This is a genomic window from Streptomyces sp. SA15 (assembly GCF_002291145.1).
In the GTDB taxonomy this organism is placed as follows: domain Bacteria; phylum Actinomycetota; class Actinomycetes; order Streptomycetales; family Streptomycetaceae; genus Streptomyces.
In genome coordinates, this window is sequence record NZ_NTGE01000099.1 from 97,068 (window position 1) to 121,483 (window position 24,416).

Below are 24,416 nucleotides of genomic sequence, written 5' to 3' on the forward strand. Positions count from 1 at the left end.
GCGGGGGCGGGTGGTTCGTCACTGGCGGGTGTACGTCAGCTTCTCGTTGGTGGTGGTGTTCACGCGCTGGAGCCTGCCGTCCGGGAGCAGGGTGATCTCGGTGGCCTCGCCCGGTCCGCAGGGGGAGCGGGGCTGCCAGTTCGTCATGGTGGACGGGCCGATCCGCAACGGGCCGTTCGCGCTGGGGGCTTCGGCCAGGTCGGCCTCGAAGAGACAGTGGTAGGTGAGGCCGCCGGCGGTGGGACCGTCGGCGACCAGGGAGAGCACCGTGTCACCCACCTCGCCCTGCCGGAGGGTCAGTCGGCGGGTGTGCCGGCCGTCCTCGTTGTTGATCGTGGTGTTCCAGGTGCCGAGGTAGGCGGCCGGGATCGCGCCGTCGGCGGGGGCGGGGGTGGTCGGCCGGGAGGGGGTCGGGGATGCGGGGGACGCCGGTTCGGGTGTGGTGGGGTCGGGGTTCGCGGAGGTGCTGGCGGAGGGGGACGGCGTGCCGTCGGCTTGCGCGTCGCCGCCGCTCATCAGCGCGTAGACCGAACCACCGGCGGCGAGCGCGACGACGAGGGCGATGAGGACGAGCAGGGCGGTGGAACGGGCGTTTCTGTGGGGTGGCTCTTGGGGAGCGGTGGGGCCGTAGGGCGGGCCGAGGGGTGGAGGGCCGTAGGGAGGGGTGGAGCCGAGGCTGCCGTGGGGGGTATACGGCGAGGGGGCGCTGGGCGTGGCCGCCCAGGGGGTGGTGCCGGGCTGCTGCGGGTGGCCGTACGCGGAGGGCTGTGGGTGTTGTTGGGGGTAGCCGTACGCGGGGTGCGCGGGGGTGCCGGCTGCGGGTGGGGCGCCCTGGCCCGGCTGGGGCGTCGGACCGCCCGGGCCGGTGACGAGGGTGGGCAGGTGATCAAGCCGCGTACCGCCACCGGGCCGACCGGGGACGGGTGGACCAGGGGAAGCCGCCGGGGCGGAGTCGTCGGCGGCGGGAGCGTGTTCGGGCGAGGGGGCGGGGGCGGGGGCGGGTGCAGGGGCAGGGACACCGGGTGGTGCGGCGGAGCCGGAGCCGGGGCCGCTCCCCGGCCCGGGGGAGTCCGGCCCTTCGTCAGGAACGGCACCGTCGTCCGGCGCCCCGGAGCGCCCCGGCACTCCCGAGGCCCCCTCCCCCTCCGGATCCTCCGCATCCAGCAACCGCACCGCATGCCGCCCCAACTGCGCCACCAGCGCGCTCGGCAGCCACGGGTCCCGGGAGCGGCCCCCGGACACCGTGTCCTGCGCGCCCGTGCGGTCCAGGATGTGGCGCAGGGAGGGCCTTGCGGTCGGGTCCTTCCTCAGGCAGGCGCGTACCAGGTCGGCGATGCCCTCGGGCACCCCCTCCAGGTCCGGTTCCTCCTGGGCGATACGGAACATCAGGGCGTGGACGCCGCTGTTGGCCGTGCCGAAGGGGAGTCTGCCGGTGGCGGCGTAGGCGAGGACCGAGCCGAGGCAGAAGATGTCGCAGGCCGGAGTGATCCGGTCGCCCCGCACCTGTTCCGGCGCCATGAAGCCCGGCGAACCGACGAGCGCGCCGGTCCGGGTGAGGCCGCCGTCCGTCACCGTCTCCAGCGCCCGCGCGATACCGAAGTCGATGACCCGGGGGCCGTCGATGGTCACCAGCACGTTGGACGGCTTGAGGTCCCGGTGGACGATTCCGGCCGCGTGGATGTCCCCCAGCGCGTGGGCCAGCCCCGCCGCCAGGATGCGTACCGAGCGTTCCGGCAGCGCCCCGTGGTCCTGGCCGACGACCTGCTGGAGGGTGGGCCCGGCGACATATCCCGTGGCGACCCACGGCACCGCCGCCTCCGTGTCCGCGTCCAGCACCGGCGCCGTCCAGTACCCGCCGACCCGCCGCGCGGCCTCCACCTCCTGCCGGAACCGCGCCCGGAACTCGTCCTGCGCGGCCAGCTCCTCCCGCACCAGCTTGACGGCGACCGTACGCCCCCGGTCCGACCGGGCCACGTACACCTGCCCCATCCCGCCGGCCCCGAGCCGCGCCAGCAGCCGGTACGAACCGATGCGCTGCGGATCCCCCGGCCCCAGTTTCTCCATGGCCGCGCCGCCTTCCCCCCACACGTCAGCAACAGCCCGAGGATAGTGCGGGCCCACCGCGCCGTGAGCTGGGCGTTGTCTACGGTTCCGTAACGGGCTCGATCGGTTCCGTAACAGGCAGACCGACCTCGTCCAGCACCTTCGACAGCCGTTCCAGGACCCGTACGGCGTCCGCCAGTTCGGCCTCGTCCCCATACGCCTCCACCAGCCGGTCGGCGAACGCCGCGTGCCCGGGGTCGATCCGGCCCACCGCCACCCGCCCCTCCCGCGTCGGCGTCAGCAGCTTCGCGCGGCGGTGGGCCGGGTTGGGGCGGTACTCGGCGAGCCCCTTGTCCACCAGCAGGTCGGCTATGCGCTGCACGCTCTGCCGCGTGATGCCCATCGCGCGGGCGATGCCGGACACGGGCAACGGCTCGCCGAGCACCGCGCCCAGCACCTGCCACCAGGCGGCGGTCAGACCGGCCGGGCGCGCCAGCTCCTCCGCCACGGCCAGGAATTGGCCGTTCAGCCGGAAGACGCCGAGCGCGCTGCGGCTGAACAGGTCCTGTCGCTCCCGGCTCACTGCCGCGCCCCCGCCTTCTCCAGTACGGCGTACGCCTCCGCGTCGGAGTCGTGGAACAGCCGGAACCAGGCGTCCAGCACCTCACCCTCGTACACCCCGAGGAGCCGGAAGATCTCCCGGGCGAAGGCGACGGGTTCGGTGGGTCCGGCGGTGATCAGGCCCCGGTCGGTCACGGCGTCCGTGTCGATATACCGCTCGCCGCCCCCGTAGCCCGTCGCGGCCAGGTAGAAGGAGACCGCACTGGTGTGGTCCCGGTCGTCGAGCAGGCCCTCGCGCGCGAGCCCGGCGGTGGCCCCGCAGATGGCGGCGACGGGCACGCCGGCGTCCAGGAAGGTGCGGGCCTTGCGGGCGAAGGGGGAGAGGTCACCGGTTTCGTCCCACAGATCAGCTCCCGGGAGGATCAGCAGGGAGCTGTCTTCCGGCCGTACGTCGTCCAGGGCCAGGTCCGGCTGGATGCGCAGGCCGCCGACGGAGGTCACCGGTTCGCGGGTCGGGCCGACCGTCCGGATCTGGTACCCGGCGCGGGCGAGATACGCCGTCGCGTGCCCCGTCTCCCAGTCGGCGAGCGTGTCGTAGACGGCGAGATGCACGGGCTTGCGGTTCATGGCTGCCTCCTTGGGCCGTTCCAGCTTCCTTGGATGACAACATCCTGTCATTTCGACAGCACACTGTCAATCAATGTGCCCTTCGACAAGCCCTTCGACAACCTCTTCGACAACCTGTCGCGGAAACCCCCCGACCGCAGACAGGACGCCCATACCGCGTCCGCATCCCGGACATCTACGCTCGGGCGCATGACCCCTCAGCCAAACCCCGAGGTCGGCGCTGCCGTGAAGGCCGCGGACCGTGCGCACGTCTTCCACTCCTGGTCCGCGCAGGAGCTCATCGACCCGCTCGCCGTCGCCGGCGCGGAGGGGTCGTACTTCTGGGACTACGACGGCAAGCGGTACCTCGACTTCACCAGCGGGCTCGTCTACACCAACATCGGCTACCAGCACCCGAAGGTCGTCGCCGCGATACAGGAGCAGGCCGCGACCCTGTCCACCTTCGCGCCCGCCTTCGCGATCGAGGCCCGGTCGGAGGCGGCGCGGCTCATCGCCGAGCGGACGCCCGGCGACCTGGACAAGATCTTCTTCACCAACGGCGGTGCCGACGCCGTGGAGCACGCGGTGCGGATGGCGCGGCTGCACACCGGGCGGCCGAAGGTGCTGTCGGCGTACCGCTCGTACCACGGCGGTACGCAGCAGACGATCAACCTCACCGGTGACCCCCGCCGCTGGGCCTCCGACGGTGCCGCGGCCGGTGTCGTGCACTTCTGGGCGCCCTTCCTCTACCGCTCCCGCTTCTACGCCGAGACCGAGGAGCAGGAGTGCGCGCGGGCCCTCGAGCACCTGGAGACGACGATCGCCTTCGAGGGGCCGGGGACGGTCGCCGCGATCATCCTGGAGACGATTCCGGGCACGGCCGGGATCATGGTCCCGCCGCCGGGTTACCTCGCCGGGGTCCGTGAGATCTGCGACAAGTACGGGATCGTCTTCGTCCTGGACGAGGTCATGGCCGGGTTCGGGCGCACCGGTGAGTGGTTCGCGGCGGATCTGTTCGACGTCGTGCCGGACCTGCTGACCTTCGCGAAGGGCGTGAACTCCGGGTACGTGCCGCTCGGCGGTGTCGCCATCTCCGCGGCGATCGCGGAGACCTTCGGCAAGCGGCCCTACCCGGGCGGGCTGACGTACTCGGGGCATCCGCTGGCGTGTGCGGCGGCCGTCGCGACGATCGACGTCATGGCCGAGGAGGGCGTCGTCGAGAACGCGGCGAACCTCGGCAGCTCCGTCGTCGAGCCGGCGCTGCGGGAGCTGGCCGAGCGGCATCCTTCGGTGGGCGAGGTGCGGGGCGTCGGCATGTTCTGGGCCGTCGAACTGGTGAAGAACCAGCAGACGCGGGAGCCGCTGGTGCCGTACAACGCGGCCGGTGACGCTAATGCCGCGATGGCCGCCTTCGGGGCGGCCGCCAAGAAGCAGGGGCTGTGGCCGTTCATCAACATGAACCGGACCCATGTCGTGCCGCCGTGCAATGTGAACGAGGCGGAGCTGAAGGAAGGCCTGGCGGCGCTCGACGCGGCGCTGTCGGTGGCGGACGAGTACACGGAGTAGGCGGCACGATGCCCGGGCGGAGGTACGCCGGAACGGCCGGGCGTAAGTAGCAGGTACCGGGGCGACTCGAACGCGTAAGGTGGCGTGCTCGTAGACATATACGTGTACGCCACCCGGCCGCGACGAGGGAGACGCCCCGACCATGCCCGGCACCAGCGGCAACGCCGCTGTGACCCGCAGCACCCTCCGGCAGCAGATCGCCGACGCGCTTCGCGACGAGGTGCTGGCCGGGCGGCTGCAACCGGGGCAGGAGTTCACGGTGAAGGAGATCGCCGAGCAGTACGGCGTCTCGGCGACGCCCGTGCGCGAGGCCCTGGTCGATCTCTCCGCGCAGGGCCTGCTGGAGGCCGACCAGCACCGGGGCTTCCGTGTACACGAGTACACGGTGGAGGACTTCCGGGGCATGCTCGAGGCCCGCAGCCTGGTCACCGAGGGGATGTTCCTGGCGCTGGACTACGGCCACAAGGGCTACCGGGATCTCGACGACCCCCGGACGGCCGCCGCCGTGAGGGGAGTGCGCCGACGCGGCGAGGAGGCGCAGCGCGCGGCCGCCGCCGGTGACCTCACCGTCCTGATCGGCTACGACCTGCGTTTCTGGCGCGAGCTGAGCACCCTGTTCGGCAATCCCTACCTCGCCGACTTCCTGCAGCGGCTGCGCGTGCAGACCTGGGTGTGCACCGTGCAGCACCTGCGCCGGCTGACCGAGCTGCGCGGCCGGCTGTGGTGCGGGTACACCGAGCTGGTGGACGCCCTCGCGCGCCGCGACACCGCGAGCGCCCGGTCGATCGTCGCCGCGTACAACGCGCATTCCCTGGCTCTGATCGAAGGGCTCGCCGCCGGGTGAGCGGGGCGGGGTCGGGTATGGGACCTGCACGGCAGCAGCGCACTCGCTCTGTGCACGACCGCAGCGCACTGTGCGCCGTACCGATTACCCTTCCCTGACCACTGTGTGACAACGACCGCGCGCCGCGAGTATCCGAGGAGCTGACTTTTGGCCTGTGACCTGTGGCTGGTGCCGCTTGTGGACGTGTTGTGCCACACCCCGGACAACCCGTTCGCCGAGGAACTCGCGCAGTACAACAAGGTGCTCGCCGAGGCCGGGCTCCCGCCGGTGCCGGTGTACCAGTACATGCCGGGGCTGTCCGGCGAGGTCGCCCCGGTGGCGGGCTTCGACTACGACGCGCTGCACTTCCTGCGCCGTGCCTATCTGCTGCAGGTGTGCGGGCTGCCGGTGACGCCGGTGGACGAACTGGGCGGCGACTACGAGCAGTTGCTGGAGATGTTCGAGGCGACGGCCCAGCAGTCGCACCTCGTCTGGCACTACGACCACGCGGGCGCGTACGTCCCCGTCGACTTCCCGCACCCCCTCTCCAACGACGAACTCCTCGCGGGCGGCGGCCCGTTGGGCTCCTCCCAGACGCTGTTGCGGGAACTGGAGTTCGTGGCCCCCTCGCTCGGCATCGACCCGGCCAACCCCCCGGCACCGCCGGACGCTCCGCTGGGCCCCACGGAGCTGGAGGAGCCTGCCGTACCCGCGCCCTACGACCCGAGCCCGTTCTCCCGCGAGCGGCACGTGTGGCTGGGGCTGCATGCGGCGGCTACGCGGAGTCTGGCGCAGGGGTCGATGATCATCTTCAGCTGACCGGCACGTCTTCGGCCGAAGGGCCCGGAGTACGCGTGGAGGGCGCCCGCCGAGCGAGCGCCCTCACTCGGCTCAGCGCTGGTGAGGCAGCCTGATCGTGCGTACGAGGGGCATGTCGGCGTACCTGTCGGGGTCGACGGTCACGACGTGCCGACCATCCGGCCAGTCGACCGTCGGCCGGGACAGGTGGATGGCGTGGCCGAGCCGCCACTCCACGCCGTCGCGCAGCAGGGCGCCTACCGTGGACGCACCCGCGAAGTCCAGCTCGACGATCTCGACGGCGGGCAGAGCGCCTACGTGCTCGGCTAGGCCCTTACGCATACCGTCCGCGGCCGCCAGGCAGAGCGCGGGAACGTAGACGTGCCGTGTGGGCCCGTGCTCGGTGTTCGCGACGAACTGCGAGGCGAGCGAGTTCCCCGACCCGAGGGCCAGCAGGGCCGACTCGTCGAACACGACGCCGGTCGACCCCGGCCGTGCCGCGCTCACAGGCTGTCCACGGGCCGACCGGCCTCAAGGTCCTGCCAGACCTTCTCCACCCTGTCGTGGTCCTCGTCCGTGAGCGTCACACCGAAGTGCGTCTCGCAGTACGCCTTGGTCTCCTCGTACCGCTTCCGCAACTCCTCCTGCGTGGGCGTGGCTCCGGCCAGCTCGGCGATCAGGTCACGCATGGTCATGCCGCGCTCGCGGGCGAGCACCATGAGGCGGTCACGGACAGCAGGGTCGACCTTGACGGTAGTGTCAGCCATAACGGCAGTATACCTGCGGTATACCGTCTCGGTCCGTTCGAGCAATGCGGTCATCGCGTTCCTCTCGGTTGGGTTGACCCGACGGCACGGGCGTGCGGCCGGGAGTCTCTGTGGTCGGGCCTACGCGGGCGCCGCCTGCCCCCTCAGCAGCGCACGGGCGATCGCCCCGCCCCGCCGCGCGGCCTCGCGGTACGCCGAGGCGCCGGGCTTGCGGAGGTCGACCTCGACGGTCGTGACCGGTTCGGTCGCGCTCGCCCCGGCCGGGCGTTTGCGGCGCAGGCGGTTCTCGACGATGGCGGCGGCCGAGTACATGCGGCGTGGCAGGCCATCGGTCAGGGCCGCCCGGATCTGGGTGCTGCTAGCGCCCGCCTCCCACCACTCCTCCACCAGCGGCGCGAGCACAGCGCCTCGGCGGCGCCGAGGGTGAGCCGGGGTTTCGGTGCGGCCGAGTGAGCCGAGGAGCTTGGCGGCGAGCGCGGTGCGCTCGCCCACGGCGGCCTCTGGCTGCGGATCCGGCTCGGCCGGAGGCGGCGGGGAGGGAGGTTCTTGTTCCCCGGTCTTTTCTCCCGAAGGGAGATCGCCCGACGGGGCGATCTCCGACTCGCCGGAGGCCAGGTTCTGGGCTTCTGGGGATTCCCCCGTGGGTGGCTCGTCCTCGTACGGAGTGTCGAACACCTCGTAGACGGTGGAGAGTTGGCCCGTCTCCCTGCTCTTGCGCACAACCCGCCGCAGATACCGCGATTCCTCCAGCTCATGCAGGGCGGCGGCGATCCGCGCCCGCCCCTCCTTGCGCTGATCGGCGAGCGTGCGAATGGTGACGCGGGCCTCGTTCGGGAGACTCAATAGGTACGTCAGTACGCCGACCGCGCACCAGGAGATGCTCCGGTCGCGGAGGAGAGCGTTGGAGAAGACGGAAAAGGCGCGCGTGGGCGTCGTACGATGAATGCGCATCGGGAGGTGTTGCTCCTGCTGTCGAGCCCCCGGGTGTTGGCGCACCGCGGGGGCGTTTCCTTGTTGGCGTGACTCTATGGGCACGCAGAGCGACGAGCGCAAGCTGGAACCGGGGTTTTCCAGGCGGGAGTTGGCGTTCTTCACTCGGGCGAGTGAAGGGCGGCTCGCAGCAGGAGCGTGTGGACGCGGTGGTCCGGGTTCGTGAGGCGGTAACGCCAAGTCAGCGGCGGCCATGTGACGGCCCATATCGCAGCGGGCGCGGAGCGGGACAGCACCACCCTGGCCGTCCTCACCACGGCACTCCGCTACGCCCTCACTCCGCCCGCGGACTCCTCGGATCCGGCGGAACGCGCCACGATCGACGCCCGCTTGAGTACGGCCGTACACCTCTGCCTCGGCGCCTCGTCGGCCTGCCCGCCCCCGTGTCAGCCGCAGGACGTGCGGTAGGACAGGTGCGGGAACAGGCGTTTCCACTGGTCTTCGGAGACGCTCAGGGGAAGAGAGTCACACAGGGCCTCGTAGAGGCGGTCGGCGTCGAGGTCGAGTCCGAAGGTCCGCGGCCCCGGCAGCGCGGTCCGTGTGTCGTTGACGCTGACGGCCAGCCAGCGGCGGTCCTGCGGTGAGGCTGCCGGTGGCACCCGTACGGCGCCCGCGTTCTCCAAGGTGAGGAGTTCGGGAGTGCGCCATTGCCCATTCTGCCCGACGGACCAGACGCGGTACGGCTCACTCGTCACCGCGTAGCGGCCGTCGGCGGTGATGTCGATCGACGTGGTCTCGCCGTCGAACCGTAGGACGTCGTGCTTCTTCCGGGGATCAGAGGGGTTGGTGACGTCCCAGAACTCGACGGTTCCGTCCTTGAGCGCTGCCGCCAACTCCCCTTTGCCCGTGGGGTGGTATCCGCCCGGGGCGGCAGGGAGACGGCTGCCCCGGACGGGCTGCGCAGGCCGGGAGAGGTCATAGAGCCGCATGTTGTCCCCCGCTTCCTCGGTCATGAGCAACTGGGACGAGTCCACGTACCCCGCGCCCTCCATCGCCGCCGCCCAGACGATCTGCCCGCCCTTGCGGGGCCGGGCGGGGTCGGAGACGTCCCAGAACCTGATGTCCTGTCCCGCCTCCACCGTCGCCAGGGTCTGCGAACCGGCGAACCACAGGCTCCCGGTATCGAAGAGGCCGCCGCTCGCCCGTGCCGGGACCGTGCCCCGGTGGACGGGCTTCGCCGGATCCCGGATGTCCCACAGGGCGATGGTGGGCTCTTCCCGCGAGCCCACCGCGAGAAGGCGGCCGTCGGGACTCACCGCGGCCTGCGGGACATCGGCGGTGAGCGGGATGCTGCCGCCCTTCTTCGGCGGCCCGTCGGAGTCGAACTCCCAGAGCTGGAAGGTGTGACCCAGCCCCTCGGTCCAGTAGTGCGCCAGGAGCACGGGCGTCTCGCGCCTGGTCAGGAAGTACCTCGCCTCCCACCCCTTCGGCAACGTGTACCGGACCTTCGGTTCGCGGAGGTCGCTGACATCCCACACCTGTGTCGTGACCGCGTCTTCCTCGTTGTCACGCCTGGTGATGACGAATCTGCCGTCGGCGCTGAACGGGCCGGTCCCCGCCTCGTACCCGGTGGGCACGGTGCCCTCGAGCGTGGGCGCCCAGGCCCGGTGGGGCCACAGCCGCACCTCTCCGCCCACCTCGCCGGCCGCCAGATACTGGCTGTCCGGGCTGTAGGCGACCGACTGCGCCGGTTCGCCCGACGGCAGAACGTCATTGCCGAGCATGCTGCCGTCCACCAGATCCGGCACCTTCGCGGGCATCTCGGATCGCTGAACGCCGTGCCCCCTGTCCGCTCCCGCGAGGAACCTGCCGTCCCCGCTGAAGACGAGCGACGGAATACCGTCGTCGCCGTCGCCCCAGTAGTCCCGATACTCCTCCGCGACCACACGCCGCAGTTCCCTGCCGCCCTTCATCTCCCACCATGCGATCTTCCCCTCCGCGCCGACCGCGACGACCAGGTCGCGCCGGGGATGAGCCGCGACCGCCATGACCGTGTCGGCGCGTTCCGTGTCCCGCAGCGCGGGCCGGTCCGGATCGCTCACGTCCCACAGCCGCACCTGTGCGCTACCGCTCCCCGGCTCTTCGTTGCCGTTGCCCGTGATCAGGTGGCGCCCGTCCCGGGTGAACGCCAGCGAGATCAACTCCACCTCGGCCACCGTCCGCTGCGCCCGCAGTGCGGGATGCGCGGGGTCGCTCACGTTCCACAGCCGCAGCCGTCCCTTCTCGCTGCCCGCCGCGAGCGTCCTGCCGTCCGCGCTGAACGCCAGGGTGAACGTCGTGCCTCCGCCGATGCGCAGCCCCGACAGGCGCTTCGGGTTCTTCGGGTCCGCGGTGTCCCACAACGTCAGTTCGTCCGCCGACTGCGCGGCCAGCAGACGCGAGCGCGGGTGGTAGGCGATGGCCCCGGAGCTGTCCAGCGTGAACCGGCCCGCCTCCACCGGAACGGCCGGCTCGGACAGGTCCCACAGCTGGATCCGGCCACCGCGATGGCTGACGGCCAGGACCTCGCCGTCCGGGCTGTAGGCGAGGTTGAGCACCGGCTTTCGGTGCGGGACCGCAGGGGCGAGGTGGATCGGCGCGATCGTCGTCGCCGCCGCGTACAGGCTGGAGCGGGTCTCCGGTGTCGCGGCGGTGCGGTACGCGGCCAGGCTGAGGCGGAGGGCGGTCTGCGGGTCGCGTTCGCGCATGGTGTCGGCCTGGTTGGCCAGTTCCCTGGCGATCAGGCCGGCTTCGCGGCTCGCCGCCTGCCCGTTCTCGTAGGACGCCCAGCCGAAGAGCGAGGCGGCCACCAGAAACAGAGCCGAAAGCCCGGCGATCCACGCCCGGGTGACGAAGCGTCTGCGCCGTTGCGCCCGGTCGCTGGCGGCGACGAAATCCCGTACCACCTGGCGGATGGGAACGCGTACGACCGCCGCCCCGGCCGCGATGGCCGCCCCGGGGACAGGCGCCCCGGCCGCAACCGCCGGCCCGATCCCCGGGGCTGCATGGGTCTCCGGGGCTGCATGGGTCCCCGGGGCTGTCTGGGCCACTTGAGGCGCATCGGCTGCTTCGGCCGCCTGGGCTGCTTCGGCCCTCTGGGCCACCTGAGCCCCATGGGCCTGCCGAGCCCCGTGGGCTGCCGGAGCCACTTGGGCTGCCCGAGCTACTTGGGCTGCCCGAGCCGCCTGAACCTCGTCCGCCGTGAGCTTCTTCGCCTCCTCGAGGGCCGCACCATCGTAGAGACCGCTCGGCTCGCGTCCTGCCTCGTCCCAGCCCTCCGCCGCCGCGGTCAGCCGTCGCAGCCGGAGCAGGTCGTCACGTACCTCGTCGATCCATCCGCTCAGCCTCCTCCACGCGTGCAGCAGCGAGTCATGGCCGAGCCGTGCCCCGCCCTCCTCGTCCACTACGACCAGCCGGGCGTCCGCGAGCCTGCGCAGCAACTCCTCGCTGCCCGCCAGTTCCTGCGGCGGCACGCGGCGGCGCATCAGCCGTCCCTCGCCGTCGGCCACATGGACCATCGCGAGCAGCAGGCTCCGCAGGTCCCTCCGGCCGGTCTCGTCGAGACCGGCGTAGATCTCGTCGGCGGCCCGGGCCACCGCGTCCCGTATGCCTCCGGCGTCGCGGTATCCGGCGTACGTGAGCGTCGTCCCCCGCCGTCGCAGCCAGATCTCCCGCAGGGCGTAGGCCAGGAAGGGCAGCGCGGCGGCGTCACCGCCGGTGTGCCGCTCCTCGTTCACGTCCCGCCGCAGGAGCCGCGGTACGCCTTCCTCCCACCGCAGGCCCGCGTACTCGGCCGGGCCCGTGATCGCGGCCTCGATCTCCGCGTCGCTCAGCGCGGGCACGGCGAAGTGGCCCTTGCGCACGAGGGGCGCCAGGCGGGGATCGCTCAGGGCGTCGCCGTAGTAGTCGGCGCGCAGCGCCAGGACGAGTCGCGGGCCGTCCGCGTCGTCCGCTCCCGCCGCGGTGAGCGCGGCGGCGAAACGCTCCCTTTCGGCGTCGTCCGAGCAGAGCGTGAAGTACTCCTCGAGCTGGTCGACGACGAGGACGCGCGGCGCCCGCCCGGCCGAGGGCGCGGGGCGGCTGAAGCGCCCCTGTTCCAGATCCCGTACGACGTCGGAAGGCGCCCTGCCCACCGCCGCCGCCCACGCCTCGGCCAGCGCCCGGAACGGCCGCTCACCCGGCGCGGACACCATCCGCACGGGCCCGAGCCCCGCCCGCAGTGCGGCCACGCTCAGCCCCGCCCGCAGCAGCGAGGACTTCCCGACCCCCGACGGCCCCACCAGGACCACCGGCTCACCGGGCCGTGCCTGCTCGACCCGCTGGAGCAGCTCTTCGGTCAACTCCTCCCGGCCGAAGAAGAGATGGTGCTGTTCGGGCAGGAACGGGAGGATGCCGGGATAGGGACAGACGGCGTCCGTGTCCGGGGCGTCGGCCTCCGTCGAGCCGTCGGCCGTCACCGGGGTGTACCGGTGGTTGACGGCGAGGGTCAGCTCCGCCATGCGCGCGGTGCCGCCGCCGTAGGGACGCGCCGCGCTGCCCTGGAGCCGCTGGTCGAGCAGCCGGTAGAGGCTGCCCAGCGTCAGCCACTTCGGGCCGCCCGCGTCGCCCTCCCGCAGCAGGCGCAGCAACTCGCCGCTGAAGAGGGTGTGCTCCGCGCCCTGCGGGGCGTACGCCAGGGCGCCCCGCATCGCGGACGCGAGCAGATAACTGCCGTCGGGCCGCGCACCGCCGAACGGGTCCGTGGCGGGCGGCCGGGCCGGCTCCTGCGCGCTTCCCGCGAAACAGCAGTCGAGGATCACGACCGGGTCCGCGGCGGCGTCGCTCAGATAGCGTTCGACCTCGGTGTAGGGCACGGAGTGCGCCGTGTCGGTCTGCGACTTGGTCGTCGCCGTCGCCAGATACAGCCGCTGGCCGGGTCCGCGCAGCCCGTGTCCGACGAAGTAGAAGAGAACCGTTCCGCCCTCGTACCGCTCCTGAGTGGGCTCGGCCCGCTCGACGGCCGCCGCCAGCGCCTCCAGGACATCGCTCGGTGACTTCGGGTCGGTGAGCAGCGTGACCCGGTCGCCCATACCGCACACCGTGCTCAGCGCCTCGGCCAGGGCCCGCGCCGACCGTACGGCTGACGGCAGTCCGGGCAGCAGCTGCCCGGGGTGGGTCGCCGTACCGACCACCACGGCGTGGCAGCCGGCCCCCGCCACATCCGGTCTCCCCCGTACGGGCATGATCAGCCGGCCTCGGGCGTCCGGCCCGCCCGCTCCTGCCGAATCGCCTCCGCGACCTTTTCGGCCAGTTCACTGGTGCCCTCGGCGGTCAGACCCCGCACCTTCTCGGAGGAGACCACGACCTGCGTACCGTCCGGCAGCGTAATGGTGACGGTCTGGTTGCCGCGGCGGTTCTGCAGCCATACCACGACGGCCGCTCCCACAGCCGCCGTCGGGCCGCCGGGGGCCAGCAGCAGCGAGATCAGTTCTCCCAGCGCGCCCATGGCTCCGCCCGGCGGCGCGGCGGGAGCCTCCCGGCGGACGAAGGCGCGCAGCTCCGGGTCCTGGCGCAGCCATCTGTACAGATCATCCGCAGCCCCGACGCCGTCCCCGCTCCCGGCGTCCACGGCCAGTGTGACTCTCACCTCTGCCCCTTCCGAGCCCCCGCGTGTTCCTGTGTCTCAACTCTCGGGTCAGAAGCGAAAGTTGGCAATAAGCAACGGCGGTATCAGCGGTCAGTCGGGGATCGCCGGCAGGCCTCCGGCTCCCTGCTGGAAGGCGCGGTCGTACGCCTTCGGTGTCAGGCCAGCGCGGACGGCCTCGGTGATGCGGTCGACGTCGCCGCGTTCGGCCGCGGGCAGCGGTGAGCGGACCGCGTCGCGGGCTGCGGCGGCCGCGCCGAGGAATCGGGCGGCCTGCGCGTGAGCGCCCGCCAGGGCCTCAGCGCCGGCGAGTCCCTCGAAGGCGAGGGCGAGCGCGCGCGGGTCGCCGGTGCGGCCGGCGTGGTCGAGTCCCTCCCGGTGGAGGTTCCGGGCGGTCTCGGCGTCTCCGCGCTGTTCGGCGATGAAGCCGAGTTCGGCCAGGATGAACGCCACTCCGTGGTCGCTGTCCCACCGGCGGCACCAGTCGAGCCAGGTTCGCAGGTGGGTCTCGGCGTCGTCCAGCCGACCCTGGCGCCGGGCCACCAGCCCCAGACCGACCTCGGCGAACTCCTCGCCGCGCTGGTAGGCGTGCGCCACGGCCAGCCGCCTGGCGCGTTCGTGGAGCTCCTGGGCGCGGTCGAGGTCGCCGGTGAGCACGGCGGTGCGGCCGAGCCGCGCCAGCATCTTGACCGCGTCGTTCCACAGGCCGAGGTCGTGGGCGATCCGCCGGCCTTGCTCGCGCAGGTGTTGGGCCGCGTCGTAGTCGCCGGTCGTTTCGGCCAGGTCCCCGAGGACGTAGGCGGCCTGTAATTGACCCCATCCGTCGCCGAGGTCCTGGAAGAGCGCCCCCGCCTGCCGGGCGTCCGCGCGTGCCTGCTCCGGCTCGCCGCGGTAGAGGAGGACTTCGGCGCGGACCGACAGGGCCGCGGCGGTGCCCCAGCGGTCCCCCAGGGCGTCGAACTCCGCATGCGCCCGGTCGGCGAGTTCCAGGGTCGCCGCGGAATCGCCGAACCCGGCCCTGCCCAACGCGATGAGCCACCGTGCGCGGGCCCGTCCGGCCGGGTCCTCGATGGTGTCGTACAGACTCAACACGGCCTGGCTGTCGGTCTCGCACATGTCGAGCAGGAGCAGCGACATGCCCGCCCGCCAAGCGCGGGCGGCCGCCTGCCGCTCGGGGGCGCCGCCGGCCGAGAGCGCGAGGTCCAGGGAGCGCCGCGCCTCGGCGAACCGGCCGCGCAGGAACCAGAACCACGCGAGGGCGTCGACCAGGCGCAGTGCCATTTCGGGGAGGTCTCGGCGGACGGCGTGGGCCAGGGCGGCGCGGACGTTGGCGGCCTCGGCCTCCAGCCGGTCCAGCCACGGTCGCTGCTCGTGGCCCCGGAGCCGGGCGGCGGCGTGCTCGGCCAGGTCGACGTGGTGGGCGAGGTGGCGGTCGCGCGTACGCCGGTCGTCCTCGCCGTCGGCCTCGGCCAGCCGCTCCGTGGCATAGGCCGCGACGGACTCCAGCAGCCGGTACCGGCCCTCCCGCCGTACGACCAGGGACCGGTCGATCAGCCGTCCGAGCAGGTGGAGGACGTCGTCGCGGCCTACCCGCTCGTCGGCGCACACCGCCTCGGCGGTCTGCAGGGTGCAGCCGTCGGCGCACGCGGCCAGGCGGCGCAGCACGATCCGTTCCGGCTCGCCGAGCAGGCCCCAGCTCCAGTCGATGGTCGCGCGCAGCGTGCGCTGTCGGGTCGGGGCCGCGCGCAGGGTCGCGGTGAGCAGCCGGAAGCGGTCGTCGAGCCGGGCGGCGAGGTCGGCGACGGGCAGGGCGCGCACCCGGGCGGCGGCCATCTCCAGCGCGAGCGGGATGCCGTCCAGGCGACGGCAGATCGTGGCGACGGCTTCCGCGTCGCCCGGTCGGAGGCGGAACTCGGGGTCGGCGGCGGTGGCACGGGCGACGAAGAGCCGCACCGCGCTCGACTGTTCCGGCCGGTCCGCGTCCGGCCCGGGCAGGTCCAGCGGCGCGACGGGCCACAGGCGTTCGCCGGCGACCGCGAGCGGCTCCTGGCTTGTGGCCAGGACCCGCAGTGCGGGCGCGGCACGCAGCAACCGTGCGGTCAGCTCGGCGACCGGCTCGACGACCTGCTCGCAGTTGTCCAGCACGAGCAGCACGTCCCGGCCCGCGAGGGCGTCGGCGATCCGCCCGGGCAGGGAGCGTACGGAGTCCGGAAGGTCGTCGCGCAGACCGAGCACGGCCGCGACGGCCTCGTGCACCTCGGCTGCGGTGCGTGCCGTGGCGAGCTCCACCAGCCAGGCGCCGTCCGGGAGTTCTCCGGCACGGCCCGCGGCCGCTTCCAGCGCGAGCCGGGTCTTGCCGACACCGCCGGCCCCGGTCAGCGTCACCAGCCGCTCGGACGCCAGCAACGCATCGATCCGCCGTATCTCCTCGGCGCGGCCGATCAGGTCCGCCAGCGGAGTGGGGAGGTTGCCGCGCGGCGAGGCCGTCTCGGACGCGGCTGCGGGGGCGAGGCGGGCGTCCTGGCGCAGAATCGCCTCGTGCAGCTCGGTCAGTGCGCGGCCGGGATCGAGGCCGAGGTCGTCCCGCAGCCGGTCGCGCAACTCACCGAGACTCGCCAGCGCCTCGTCCTGTCGGCCCGCGAGGTACAGGGCGCGGACATGCGCGGAGCGCAGTCGCTCGCGCAGCGGATGCGCGGCGACGAGTTCGCCCAGTTCGCCCGCCAGCAGAGCGTGTTCGCCGAGTTCGAGCCGCGCCTCGGCGAGCCCTTCGAGCGCGGCCAGTCGCTGCTCCTCCAACCGCCGGGCTTCGGCGCGTACGAACCCCTCGTCGGCGTGGTCGGCGAACGCCGTCGTGCTCCGCCACAGCCTTGCGGCCTCGCCGAGCAGCCGGGCCCTGGTATGCGGGTCGCCGGTGACCGCCTGGGCGCGGCGCAGCAGCGCCTCGAAGCGTCCGGCGTCGACCGCGTCGTCGTCCGCCCGCAGCAGGTATCCCGGCGGCCGGGACTCGATCAGGGCGCGGCCGCCCGTCTCGGCGTCCTCCAGGGTGCGGCGCAGCAGCGAGACCTTGGACCGCAGTGTGCGGACGCCGTTCGCCGGGGGCGCGTCGCCCCACAGCGCGTCGACGAGGCGGTCCACCGAGACGACCCGGCCCCGGTGCACCAGCAGCGCGGTCAGGAGGGTGCGGGCCCTGGCCTCGCGAACCCGGACGGGCCGCCCGTCCGACGTCCACACCTCCAGGGGACCCAGCACTCCGAAACGCACCCGGCCACGTTACCCACAACCTCACCGCAACCTTTCCGGAGACAGACCGGAATCCCTCTCACGCACAGTCGTGCCATGACCAGCACACCGAACGCCGCACCGAACACCGACCTTGGCAACGAACCCGTCACCGTCATCGGCCTGGGCCTGATGGGCAGAGCCCTCGCCGCGGCCTTCCTCGAGGCGGGCCACCCGACAACCGTGTGGAACCGCACGCCGGGCAGGGCGGATGAACTGCTCGCCCGAGGGGCCGTGCTCGCGCCGTCCGCGGCCGACGCCCTTCGGGCGAGTCCCCTGATCGTCGTCTGCCTCAGCGACGCGGCCGCGGTACGCGACGCGCTCGGCGCGCACCGGGCCGAGCTGGCCGGCCGGACCCTCGTCAACCTGACCTCCGGGACCTCCGACGAGGCCCGCGAGCTGTCGACGTGGACGAGCGGCGACTACGTGGACGGCGCCATCATGGCGATCCCCGAGGTGATCGGCCGACCGGAGGCATTCCTGCTGTTCAGCGGAGCGCCGAAGGCGTTCGAGCGGCACCGTGACAGCCTCGGCCGGCTCGGCAACGCGACGTTCTTCGGCGAGGACCCCGGCCTCGCGTCCCTGTACGACGTGGCCCTGCTGGGCGTCATGTGGGGCACGCTCAACGCGTTCCTGCACGGGGCCGCGCTGTTGGGTGCCGCCAAGGTGGACGCGACCACCTTCGCGCCGTTCGCCAACCAGTGGGTCGGCAGCGTGACCGGGTTCGTCAGCGCCTACGCCGACCAGATCGACCGCGGCGCCTACCCGGCCGAAGACGCCACCCTGGAGACGCATCTGGCCACCATGAAGTACCTGGTGCGGGAGAGCGTGGCTGCCGGAATCGACACCGACTGGCCCGCCCGCATCCAGGCCCTGGCCGAACGCGCCATCAACGCCGGCCACGTCGGCAGCAGCTATGCCGGCCTCATCGAGGTCTTCCGGGGACGGGCATAGCCGACAGTCGGCAGGCACGGCCGACCACCGAAGCCGAGTTGTCCGAGAACCGCACCCGCTGAGGGCGCCCTCTGTCACAGGGGGCGCCCTCAGCGCCGTACAAGAGTCGGCGAGGGCGTCAGGTCGACTCCCGCACCACCAACCGGCAGGGCACCGTGTGCAACCCCGGCGCCGCCCCCTCCGCGTCGATCGCCTCCAGGAGCCGTAGTGCCGCGATACGCCCGATCTCCGCGAGGCTCGTGTCGATCGTGGTGAGGGGCGGGCGGGAGGCCAGGGCCATGGTGTCCCAGTTGTCGTAGCCGACGACCGCGATGTCGCCGGGGACGTTCACACCGCGCTCGCGCAGGGTGTCCGCGACGCCCCGCGCTATCTGGTCGTTGCCGCAGAAGAAGGCGTCCGTCTCCGGGGCCGTACGCAGGACCGCGTCGGCCGCGCGGCGGCCCCACGCCTCGCTCCACTCGCCGAAGTGGACCCGGCCGGTGGACAGTCCGAACCCGGCGCCCTCCAGGTGCTCCACCCCGTGGCGGGCCCGGTCGCGGGCGGCGGCGTGGTGTTCGGGGCCGGTGACGTGGGCGATGCGGGTGTGGCCGGTGGACAGGAGGTGTTCGACGGCCAGTTGGGCGCCGCCCCGGTCGTCGGAGACGACGGACGTGTCGGCGGGGTCGGTGGAGGGGGAGAGCGCGTAGACCACCGGGATGGTCTCCAGGCCGCTGATGCCGGTCAGCGGCGGGCGCGGGTCCGTGCGGCGGCCGGTGACGATGATGCCGTCCACCCGGCGGTCGATGAGGTTGCGCAGGTGGTGCTGCTCCCGGATCGCGTCGCCGCGTGTGTCGCACAGCAGGACCGAGATCTTGCCGGCGCCGAGCGCGTCCTCGGCGCCCAGCAGCACCGGCGTGCTGAAGCGGCCTATGCCGTCCGTCGTCATCAGGCCGACCGTCCAGCTGCGGCCGGTGTGCAGGCTCTGGGCGTGCTGGTTGGGGCGGAAGCCGAGCGTCGCCACGGCGTCCAGGACCCGCTGGCGGGTTTCCGGGCGCATCCTTCCGCCGCCGTTGAGCGCCTTCGAGGCCGTGCCCACGCTGACGCCCGCGAGCGCGGCGACGTCGGCGAGCCGGGCCCGGCCGGCGGGGGACGACCCTGGGGAGCCTGGAGCACTTGCGGCTGACGTCACGAGCAAACCTTTTCCTTCGCGGCAGGGGTGCCCAACATCGTGGCATCCGCCGAGGTCCAGCGCCAGTCGGTGAGAAACCAGAAAAATATACTGTCGCAGACCTTGACCCGACTTGGCCGTTCCCCTCTACTTTCCCGTCAGGAAAACGGTTGCCCAAAAGCCATCCCAGCCCTCGGAGAACCATGCCCCGCACACGCTCCGCCCTGCCCCCCACGGGCCCGGTCCGACTCGGCCCGGACGCCCGCGCCGCGCTGCGGCCGGCCACCGCCGGCATCACCGCGGGCTTCTGGCACACCCGCCGCGAGGTCAACACCCGCACCTCCCTCCCGCAGGGCCCCGAACTGCTGGAATCCGCGGGCAACCTGCACAACCTGCGGCTCGCGGCCGGCACGGCCGAGGGCGAGTTCCAGGGCGCGTACCCCTTCGTGGACACCGACGTCTACAAGTGGCTGGAGGCCGCCTCCTGGCAGCTCGCCCAGGAACCCGCCACCGAGGACCTGCGCGCCGATGTCGACCGGATCATCACCCTCGTCACCGAGGCCCAGCAGCCCGACGGCTACCTCAACACCTGGTTCCAGCTGGTCAAGGGCGGCGAGCGCTACCAGGACCTGCGGTGGGGGCACGAGTTGTACTGCGCGGGGCATCTGATCCAGGCCGCCGTGGCACATCACCGGGCCACCGGACGGACGGAACTCCTCACCGTGGCCCGGAAGTTCGCCGACCACGTCGACTCCGTCTTCGGCCCGCCCGGCAGCGGCAAGCCCATCGACGGCATCGACGGCCACCCCGAGGTCGAGACCGCCCTGGTCGAGCTGTACCGGGAGACCGGCGAACGCCGCTACCTCGACCTCGCCGCCTACTTCGTCGACCGGCACGGTCACGGCCTGCTCGGCGGCGAGGCCTACTGCCAGGACCGCGTCCCCGTCCGCGAGGCCACGAACGTCGAGGGTCACGCCGTACGACAGCTCTACCTGCTGGCCGCCGCCACCGATCTCGCCACCGAGACCGCCGACACCGAACTCCGCACCGCCGCCGAACGGTTGTGGCACGCCATGACCACCACCAAGACCCACCTCACCGGCGGCCTCGGCGCCCACCACGACGAGGAGGACTTCGGCGACCCGTACGAACTGCCCAACGAACGCGCCTACTGCGAGACCTGCGCCGCCATCGCCTCGATCCAGTGGAGCTGGCGCATGGCCCTGCTCACCGGCGAGGCCCGCTACTCCGACCTGATCGAACGCACCCTCTACAACGGCTTCCTGGCGGGGGTGTCGCTGGACGGCGAGAGCTGGCTGTACGTCAACCCGCTCCAGGTCCGCGACGGCCACACTGACCCCGGCGGCGACCAGTCGGCCCGCCGCACCCGCTGGTTCCGCTGCGCCTGCTGCCCGCCGAACGTCATGCGCCTGCTGGCCTCCCTCGAGCACTACCTGGCGAGCGGCGACGACGACGGCCTCCAGATCCACCAGTACGTCACCGGCCGGTACGAAAGCGACCTCGCCGTCATCAGCGCCGAGACCGACTACCCCTGGCACGGCACCATCGCCCTCACCGTCGAGGACACCCCGGCCGACCGCCCCTGGACGCTCTCGCTCCGCATCCCGCAGTGGTGCCGGGACTTCCGGGTGCGGTGCGGGGAGGAGACGTACGACGCTCCCGTGACCGACGGCTGGCTGCGCCTGCACCGCACCTGGGCCCCCGGCGACCGGATCGTCCTGGAACTCGCCCTCGAACCCCGCCTCACCACCGCCGACCCCCGGGTGGACGCCGTACGCGGCTGCGTGGCCATCGAACGCGGGCCCCTCGTCCACTGCCTGGAAGGGGTCGACCACCCCGGCGGCGGCCTGGACGACATCGTGATCGACACCACCCGCCCGCTCGCCGTGAAGCACCGCCCGGACCTGCTGGGCGGAGTCACCACGGTCGTGGCGGCGGGCAGGCGGCGGATCGTCCCGGACGCGGGCTGGTGGCCGTACGGCCCCGCCGACGACCTCCGCCAACAGGACGGCGAACCCGTCGAACTGACCGCCGTGCCCTACTACGTCTGGGCCAACCGCGAGGACGGCAGCATGCGCGTCTGGCTGCCCACCTCCTGAAGATCCTCCGCACTACGACGGCACTACGACGCCCTACGACAACGAGGTCACCCCGTGATATCCACCCGCCGCGCCCCTCTGGCTCCCACCCGCCGCACCCTGATCGCCGCGCTGGCAGCCGTCGGCACCCTCGCCTCCCTCACCGCCTGCGGAGGCGGCTCCGACGGGTCCGGTTCCTCCGACGCGTCCGGAGGGACGTACACCTTCTGGGACCCGTATCCGCAGTTCGACGCCTCCTCGCCGTGGGGCAAGCTCGTCACCGAGTGCGGGACGAAGGCCGGGGTGACGCTCAAGCGCACCGCGTACGACACGACCGACCTGGGCAACAAGGCGCTGCTGGCGGCCCAGCAGGGCAACGCGCCCGACGTGATGCTGGTCGACAACCCGGTCGTCTCCACGCTCGTCGAGGCGGGGATCCTCAACAAGACGAGCGACGTCGGCCTCGACACGAAGTCGATCCAGAAGAACATCATCGGCGCGGGCACGATCGACGACGCCTCCTACGGCGTCCCGATCGGCGCCAACACCCTCGCCCTCTACTACAACAAGAAGGTCCTGTCTCAGGCCGGCGTCGACCCGGCCTCCATCAAGGACTGGAACTCCCTCACCGCCGCCCTGCAGAAGGTCAAGGCGGCCGGGAAGAAGGGCATCACCTTCTCCGCGATCAACACGGAGGAGGGCAGCTTCCAGTTCCTGCCGTGGTTCTGGGGCGCGGGCGGGGATCTGACCAAGCTCAACTCGGACGAGGGCGTTGCCGCACTCTCCCTCTGGAAGCAGTGGGTCGACGAGGGCTACGCCCCCAAGAGCGTCCTGCAGAACACGCAGACCACCAGCTGGCAGGAGTTCGCCACCGGCGACTACGCGTTCGGCGAGAACGGCACCTGGCAGCTCGGCAACGCCGACAAGGCCGGCTTCGACTACGGCATCCTCAACATCCCCGCGAAGAACGGCGGTTCGGCGCCGGTGCCGACGGGCGGCGAGTTCGTCACCGTACCCGTGCAGGACGACACCGCGCGCTACGACACCAGCAAGAAGATCGTCGAGTGTCTGACCAACGACGCGAACCTCCTCGCCACGGACACGACCCTGACGTACATCGCCCCGACCGCCGCCGTGCAGGCCGAGCAGGTGAAGGCGAACCCGAAGCTCGAGCCGTGGGTGAACGCCGTCGCCGCGGCGCGCGGTCGCACCAGCGGCGGCCTGGGCTCGAAGTACCCCACCATCTCCGAGCCGATGTGGACGGCCGTCCAGTCGGCCCTGTCCGGCGGCAAGAGCCCGCAGGAGGCGCTGGAGACGGCACAGTCGAGCGCGGAGAAGGGCTGACGCCGACATGACCATCGCCCGAGTCGACCGCCCGGGGCGGGCGCCGGCCGTGTCGAAGGCGAGCGGTACGGGTGACACCGACTCCCTGCCGCTACGGCGCCGGCTGAGGCGCAGGAGCAGGCTCACCGCCCTCGCCTTCCTCGCCCCACTGATCGCCTACCTCGCCGCCTTCTACGTCTACCCCCTCTACCGCAACCTCGACCTGAGCCTGCGCGACTACACCGTCCGGTCGTTCGTGTCGGGGGACGCGCCCTTCTCCGGCTGGGACAACTTCCAGAAGGTGCTGGACGACCCGACGTTCGGCCCGGCGATGCGCCACACCATGGTCTTCACCCTCGTGTCGATCGCCTTCCAGTACGTCATCGGCCTCGCCCTCGCGGTCTTCTTCAACCGGCACTTCCGACTGGCGCCCACCCTCCGCGCCCTGTTCCTGATCCCCTGGCTGCTCCCCCTCATCGTCTCCGCGTCGACGTGGTCGTGGATGTTCAACAGCGAGTCGGGGGTGGTGAACTACTTCCTGCACTTCTTCGGCGTGGACGCGGTCGGCTGGCTCACCTCACCCGACTGGGCGCTGACGTCCGTGATCATCGCCAACATCTGGATCGGCATCCCGTTCAACCTGGTCATCCTCTACAGCGGCCTGCAGAACATCCCGTCGGAGCTGTACGAGGCCGCCGCCCTGGACGGGGCGGGCGCCTGGCAGCAGTTCCGCCGGATCACCTTCCCCCTCCTGCGCCCGGTGTCGGCGATCACCCTGCTCCTCGGCCTCGTCTACACCCTCAAGGTCTTCGACCTGATCTGGATCATGACCAAGGGCGGCCCGGGCGACGCCTCGTCCACCCTCGCCACCTGGTCGTACCAGCTCGGCTTCGGCACCTTGCTGCCCAAGTTCGGCCCGGGGGCGGCGGTCGGCAACATCCTCATCCTCATCGCCCTCGTCTTCGGCCTGCTGTACATCCGCGTCCAGAGGAGGCAGGAAACGTGAAACGCCGTACGTCTTCCCGCCGTCACACCGTCATCGGGCTCGTCCTCACCGCGCTGATGCTGTTCCCGGTGTACTGGATGCTCAACGTGTCCCTCACCCCGCAGCAGGACATGCGCAAGACCCCGCCCGACCTGCTCCCGCTCCACCCCACCTTCGAGGGCTACAAGGCGGTCCTCGACGACCAGCTGCCCTACCTCGGCACCAGCCTGCTCATCGGCCTCGGCACGGTCGCCCTCACCCTCATACTCGCCGCCCCGGCCGGCTACTCGCTGGCGAAACTCCGCCCGCTCGGCGGCGGCGCCCTCGGACTGGTCCTCCTCGTCGCCCAGATGATCCCCGGGATCGTCATGGCGATGGGCTTCTACGGCATCTTCCTCGACCTCGGCCTGCTCAACTCCTGGTGGGGCCTGATCATCGCGGACTCCACGATCGCCGTGCCGTTCGGCGTCATGATCTTCACGGCGTTCATGTCGGGCATCCCCGGCGAGCTCATCGCCGCGTCCCGCATCGACGGCGCCGGGACCTTCCGCACCTTCTGGTCGGTGGTCCTGCCGGTGAGCCGCAACGCGGTCGTCACCGTCTCGCTCTTCAGCTTCCTGTGGGCCTGGTCCGACTTCGTCTTCGCCAACACCCTCGACGGCGGCGGCGACTGGCGGCCGATCACCCTCGGCATCTACCGCTACATCGGCAACAACAACCAGGAGTGGAACGCGATCATGGCCACCGCCGTCGTCGCCTCCGTCCCCGCAGCGGTGCTGCTGGTCCTCGCCCAGCGCTACGTGGCCGCGGGTGTGACCGCGGGCGCGGTGAAGGACTGACGTTCCCTGTTCCTTCCACTGAGCCTCCACTGAT

The 24,416-nt window shown here is 72.0% G+C and carries 19 protein-coding genes; 9 read left to right on the forward strand and 10 right to left on the reverse strand.

Annotation, left to right across the window (positions count from 1 at the left end):
• Positions 1 to 18 precede the first annotated feature (18 nt).
• From CLM62_RS20585 to CLM62_RS20595, 3 genes are all read right to left on the reverse strand, one after another.
• Positions 19 to 2,064: a serine/threonine-protein kinase gene (locus CLM62_RS20585; RefSeq protein WP_095751366.1), complete on the reverse strand. Its 2,046-nt coding sequence runs from the start codon at positions 2,062 to 2,064 to the stop codon at positions 19 to 21.
• Between the two features lie 79 nt (positions 2,065 to 2,143).
• Complete coding sequence (locus CLM62_RS20590) at positions 2,144 to 2,626, reverse strand: MarR family winged helix-turn-helix transcriptional regulator (protein ID WP_095751367.1); 483 nt, start codon at positions 2,624 to 2,626, stop codon at positions 2,144 to 2,146.
• On the reverse strand, positions 2,623 to 3,231 hold the full coding sequence (locus tag CLM62_RS20595; protein ID WP_095751368.1) for a type 1 glutamine amidotransferase family protein: 609 nt from the start codon (positions 3,229 to 3,231) through the stop codon (positions 2,623 to 2,625). The genes CLM62_RS20590 and CLM62_RS20595 overlap by 4 nt, the downstream gene beginning before the upstream one ends.
• A gap of 189 nt (positions 3,232 to 3,420) precedes the next feature.
• Here CLM62_RS20595 and CLM62_RS20600 point away from each other — a divergent pair, with 189 nt between their 5' ends.
• The 3 genes from CLM62_RS20600 (at position 3,421) to CLM62_RS20610 (ending at position 6,418) form a co-directional block, all read left to right on the forward strand.
• The gene (locus CLM62_RS20600) at positions 3,421 to 4,776 is read left to right on the forward strand and encodes an aspartate aminotransferase family protein (protein ID WP_095751682.1); all 1,356 of its coding nucleotides are present in this window, start codon (positions 3,421 to 3,423) and stop codon (positions 4,774 to 4,776) included.
• Between the two features lie 142 nt (positions 4,777 to 4,918).
• A complete protein-coding gene (locus CLM62_RS20605; RefSeq protein ID WP_095751369.1) occupies positions 4,919 to 5,620 on the forward strand; it encodes a GntR family transcriptional regulator in 702 nt (233 codons plus the stop codon).
• Positions 5,621 to 5,767: 147 nt separating this feature from the next.
• The gene (locus CLM62_RS20610; RefSeq protein ID WP_095751370.1) at positions 5,768 to 6,418 is read left to right on the forward strand and encodes a hypothetical protein; all 651 of its coding nucleotides are present in this window, start codon (positions 5,768 to 5,770) and stop codon (positions 6,416 to 6,418) included.
• Positions 6,419 to 6,490: 72 nt separating this feature from the next.
• Here the strand turns inward: CLM62_RS20610 and CLM62_RS20615 are convergent, their stop codons facing one another.
• From CLM62_RS20615 to CLM62_RS20625, 3 genes are all read right to left on the reverse strand, one after another.
• On the reverse strand, positions 6,491 to 6,904 hold the full coding sequence (locus CLM62_RS20615; protein WP_095751371.1) for a hypothetical protein: 414 nt from the start codon (positions 6,902 to 6,904) through the stop codon (positions 6,491 to 6,493).
• Positions 6,901 to 7,164 (reverse strand): hypothetical protein, encoded by a 264-nt coding sequence (locus CLM62_RS20620; protein WP_232108223.1) that lies wholly within the window; start codon positions 7,162 to 7,164, stop codon positions 6,901 to 6,903. The genes CLM62_RS20615 and CLM62_RS20620 overlap by 4 nt, the downstream gene beginning before the upstream one ends.
• 120 nt (positions 7,165 to 7,284) lie before the next feature.
• Positions 7,285 to 8,115, reverse strand: coding sequence for a hypothetical protein (locus CLM62_RS20625; protein ID WP_095751373.1), 831 nt, complete (start codon positions 8,113 to 8,115; stop codon positions 7,285 to 7,287).
• Between the two features lie 234 nt (positions 8,116 to 8,349).
• On the opposite strand from CLM62_RS20625, the gene CLM62_RS50115 reads away from it, so the two are divergent.
• Positions 8,350 to 8,562, forward strand: coding sequence for a hypothetical protein (locus CLM62_RS50115; RefSeq protein WP_095751374.1), 213 nt, complete (start codon positions 8,350 to 8,352; stop codon positions 8,560 to 8,562).
• Here CLM62_RS50115 and CLM62_RS20635 read toward each other — a convergent pair.
• The 3 genes from CLM62_RS20635 to CLM62_RS20645 form a co-directional block, all read right to left on the reverse strand.
• The gene (locus CLM62_RS20635; RefSeq protein WP_095751375.1) at positions 8,541 to 13,331 is read right to left on the reverse strand and encodes an AAA family ATPase; all 4,791 of its coding nucleotides are present in this window, start codon (positions 13,329 to 13,331) and stop codon (positions 8,541 to 8,543) included. The genes CLM62_RS50115 and CLM62_RS20635 overlap by 22 nt on opposite strands.
• A 26-nt stretch (positions 13,332 to 13,357) precedes the next feature.
• Positions 13,358 to 13,759 (reverse strand): hypothetical protein, encoded by a 402-nt coding sequence (locus CLM62_RS20640; RefSeq protein ID WP_095751376.1) that lies wholly within the window; start codon positions 13,757 to 13,759, stop codon positions 13,358 to 13,360.
• Between the two features lie 90 nt (positions 13,760 to 13,849).
• Entirely contained in the window at positions 13,850 to 17,017 is a 3,168-nt protein-coding gene (locus CLM62_RS20645; protein WP_095751377.1) for a BTAD domain-containing putative transcriptional regulator, read from the reverse strand.
• 75 nt (positions 17,018 to 17,092) lie between these two features.
• Here CLM62_RS20645 and CLM62_RS20650 point away from each other — a divergent pair, with 75 nt between their 5' ends.
• On the forward strand, positions 17,093 to 17,989 hold the full coding sequence (locus CLM62_RS20650; protein WP_095751378.1) for an NAD(P)-dependent oxidoreductase: 897 nt from the start codon (positions 17,093 to 17,095) through the stop codon (positions 17,987 to 17,989).
• A gap of 118 nt (positions 17,990 to 18,107) precedes the next feature.
• On the opposite strand, the gene CLM62_RS20655 is transcribed toward CLM62_RS20650, so the two are convergent.
• On the reverse strand, positions 18,108 to 19,157 hold the full coding sequence (locus CLM62_RS20655; protein ID WP_095751683.1) for a LacI family DNA-binding transcriptional regulator: 1,050 nt from the start codon (positions 19,155 to 19,157) through the stop codon (positions 18,108 to 18,110).
• A 182-nt stretch (positions 19,158 to 19,339) separates the two neighbouring features.
• Here CLM62_RS20655 and CLM62_RS20660 point away from each other — a divergent pair, with 182 nt between their 5' ends.
• The 4 genes from CLM62_RS20660 (at position 19,340) to CLM62_RS20675 (ending at position 24,382) form a co-directional block, all read left to right on the forward strand.
• Positions 19,340 to 21,256 carry a glycoside hydrolase family 127 protein gene (locus tag CLM62_RS20660; protein WP_095751379.1) on the forward strand — a complete coding sequence of 639 codons (1,917 nt, stop codon included), beginning with the start codon at positions 19,340 to 19,342 and terminating at the stop codon, positions 21,254 to 21,256.
• A gap of 78 nt (positions 21,257 to 21,334) precedes the next feature.
• Positions 21,335 to 22,579, forward strand: coding sequence for an extracellular solute-binding protein (locus CLM62_RS20665; RefSeq protein WP_095751684.1), 1,245 nt, complete (start codon positions 21,335 to 21,337; stop codon positions 22,577 to 22,579).
• Between the two features lie 7 nt (positions 22,580 to 22,586).
• Positions 22,587 to 23,564 carry a carbohydrate ABC transporter permease gene (locus tag CLM62_RS20670; protein WP_095751380.1) on the forward strand — a complete coding sequence of 326 codons (978 nt, stop codon included), beginning with the start codon at positions 22,587 to 22,589 and terminating at the stop codon, positions 23,562 to 23,564.
• 56 nt (positions 23,565 to 23,620) lie between these two features.
• The gene (locus CLM62_RS20675) at positions 23,621 to 24,382 is read left to right on the forward strand and encodes a carbohydrate ABC transporter permease (RefSeq protein WP_095751685.1); all 762 of its coding nucleotides are present in this window, start codon (positions 23,621 to 23,623) and stop codon (positions 24,380 to 24,382) included.
• Positions 24,383 to 24,416 lie beyond the last annotated feature (34 nt).

Bases quoted from the DNA above. Each gene is read 5' to 3' on its own strand.
- CLM62_RS20585 (WP_095751366.1), bottom strand. From the start codon at position 2,064: ATGGAGAAACTGGGGCCGGGGGATCCGCAGCGCATCGGTTCGTACCGG.
- CLM62_RS20595 (WP_095751368.1), bottom strand. From the start codon at position 3,231: ATGAACCGCAAGCCCGTGCATCTCGCCGTCTACGACACGCTCGCCGAC.
- CLM62_RS20600 (WP_095751682.1), top strand. From the start codon at position 3,421: ATGACCCCTCAGCCAAACCCCGAGGTCGGCGCTGCCGTGAAGGCCGCG.
- CLM62_RS20605 (WP_095751369.1), top strand. From the start codon at position 4,919: ATGCCCGGCACCAGCGGCAACGCCGCTGTGACCCGCAGCACCCTCCGG.
- CLM62_RS20620 (WP_232108223.1), bottom strand. From the start codon at position 7,164: ATGGCTGACACTACCGTCAAGGTCGACCCTGCTGTCCGTGACCGCCTC.
- CLM62_RS20625 (WP_095751373.1), bottom strand. From the start codon at position 8,115: ATGCGCATTCATCGTACGACGCCCACGCGCGCCTTTTCCGTCTTCTCC.
- CLM62_RS20650 (WP_095751378.1), top strand. From the start codon at position 17,093: ATGACCAGCACACCGAACGCCGCACCGAACACCGACCTTGGCAACGAA.
- CLM62_RS20660 (WP_095751379.1), top strand. From the start codon at position 19,340: ATGCCCCGCACACGCTCCGCCCTGCCCCCCACGGGCCCGGTCCGACTC.
- CLM62_RS20670 (WP_095751380.1), top strand. From the start codon at position 22,587: ATGACCATCGCCCGAGTCGACCGCCCGGGGCGGGCGCCGGCCGTGTCG.
- CLM62_RS20675 (WP_095751685.1), top strand. From the start codon at position 23,621: ATGCTGTTCCCGGTGTACTGGATGCTCAACGTGTCCCTCACCCCGCAG.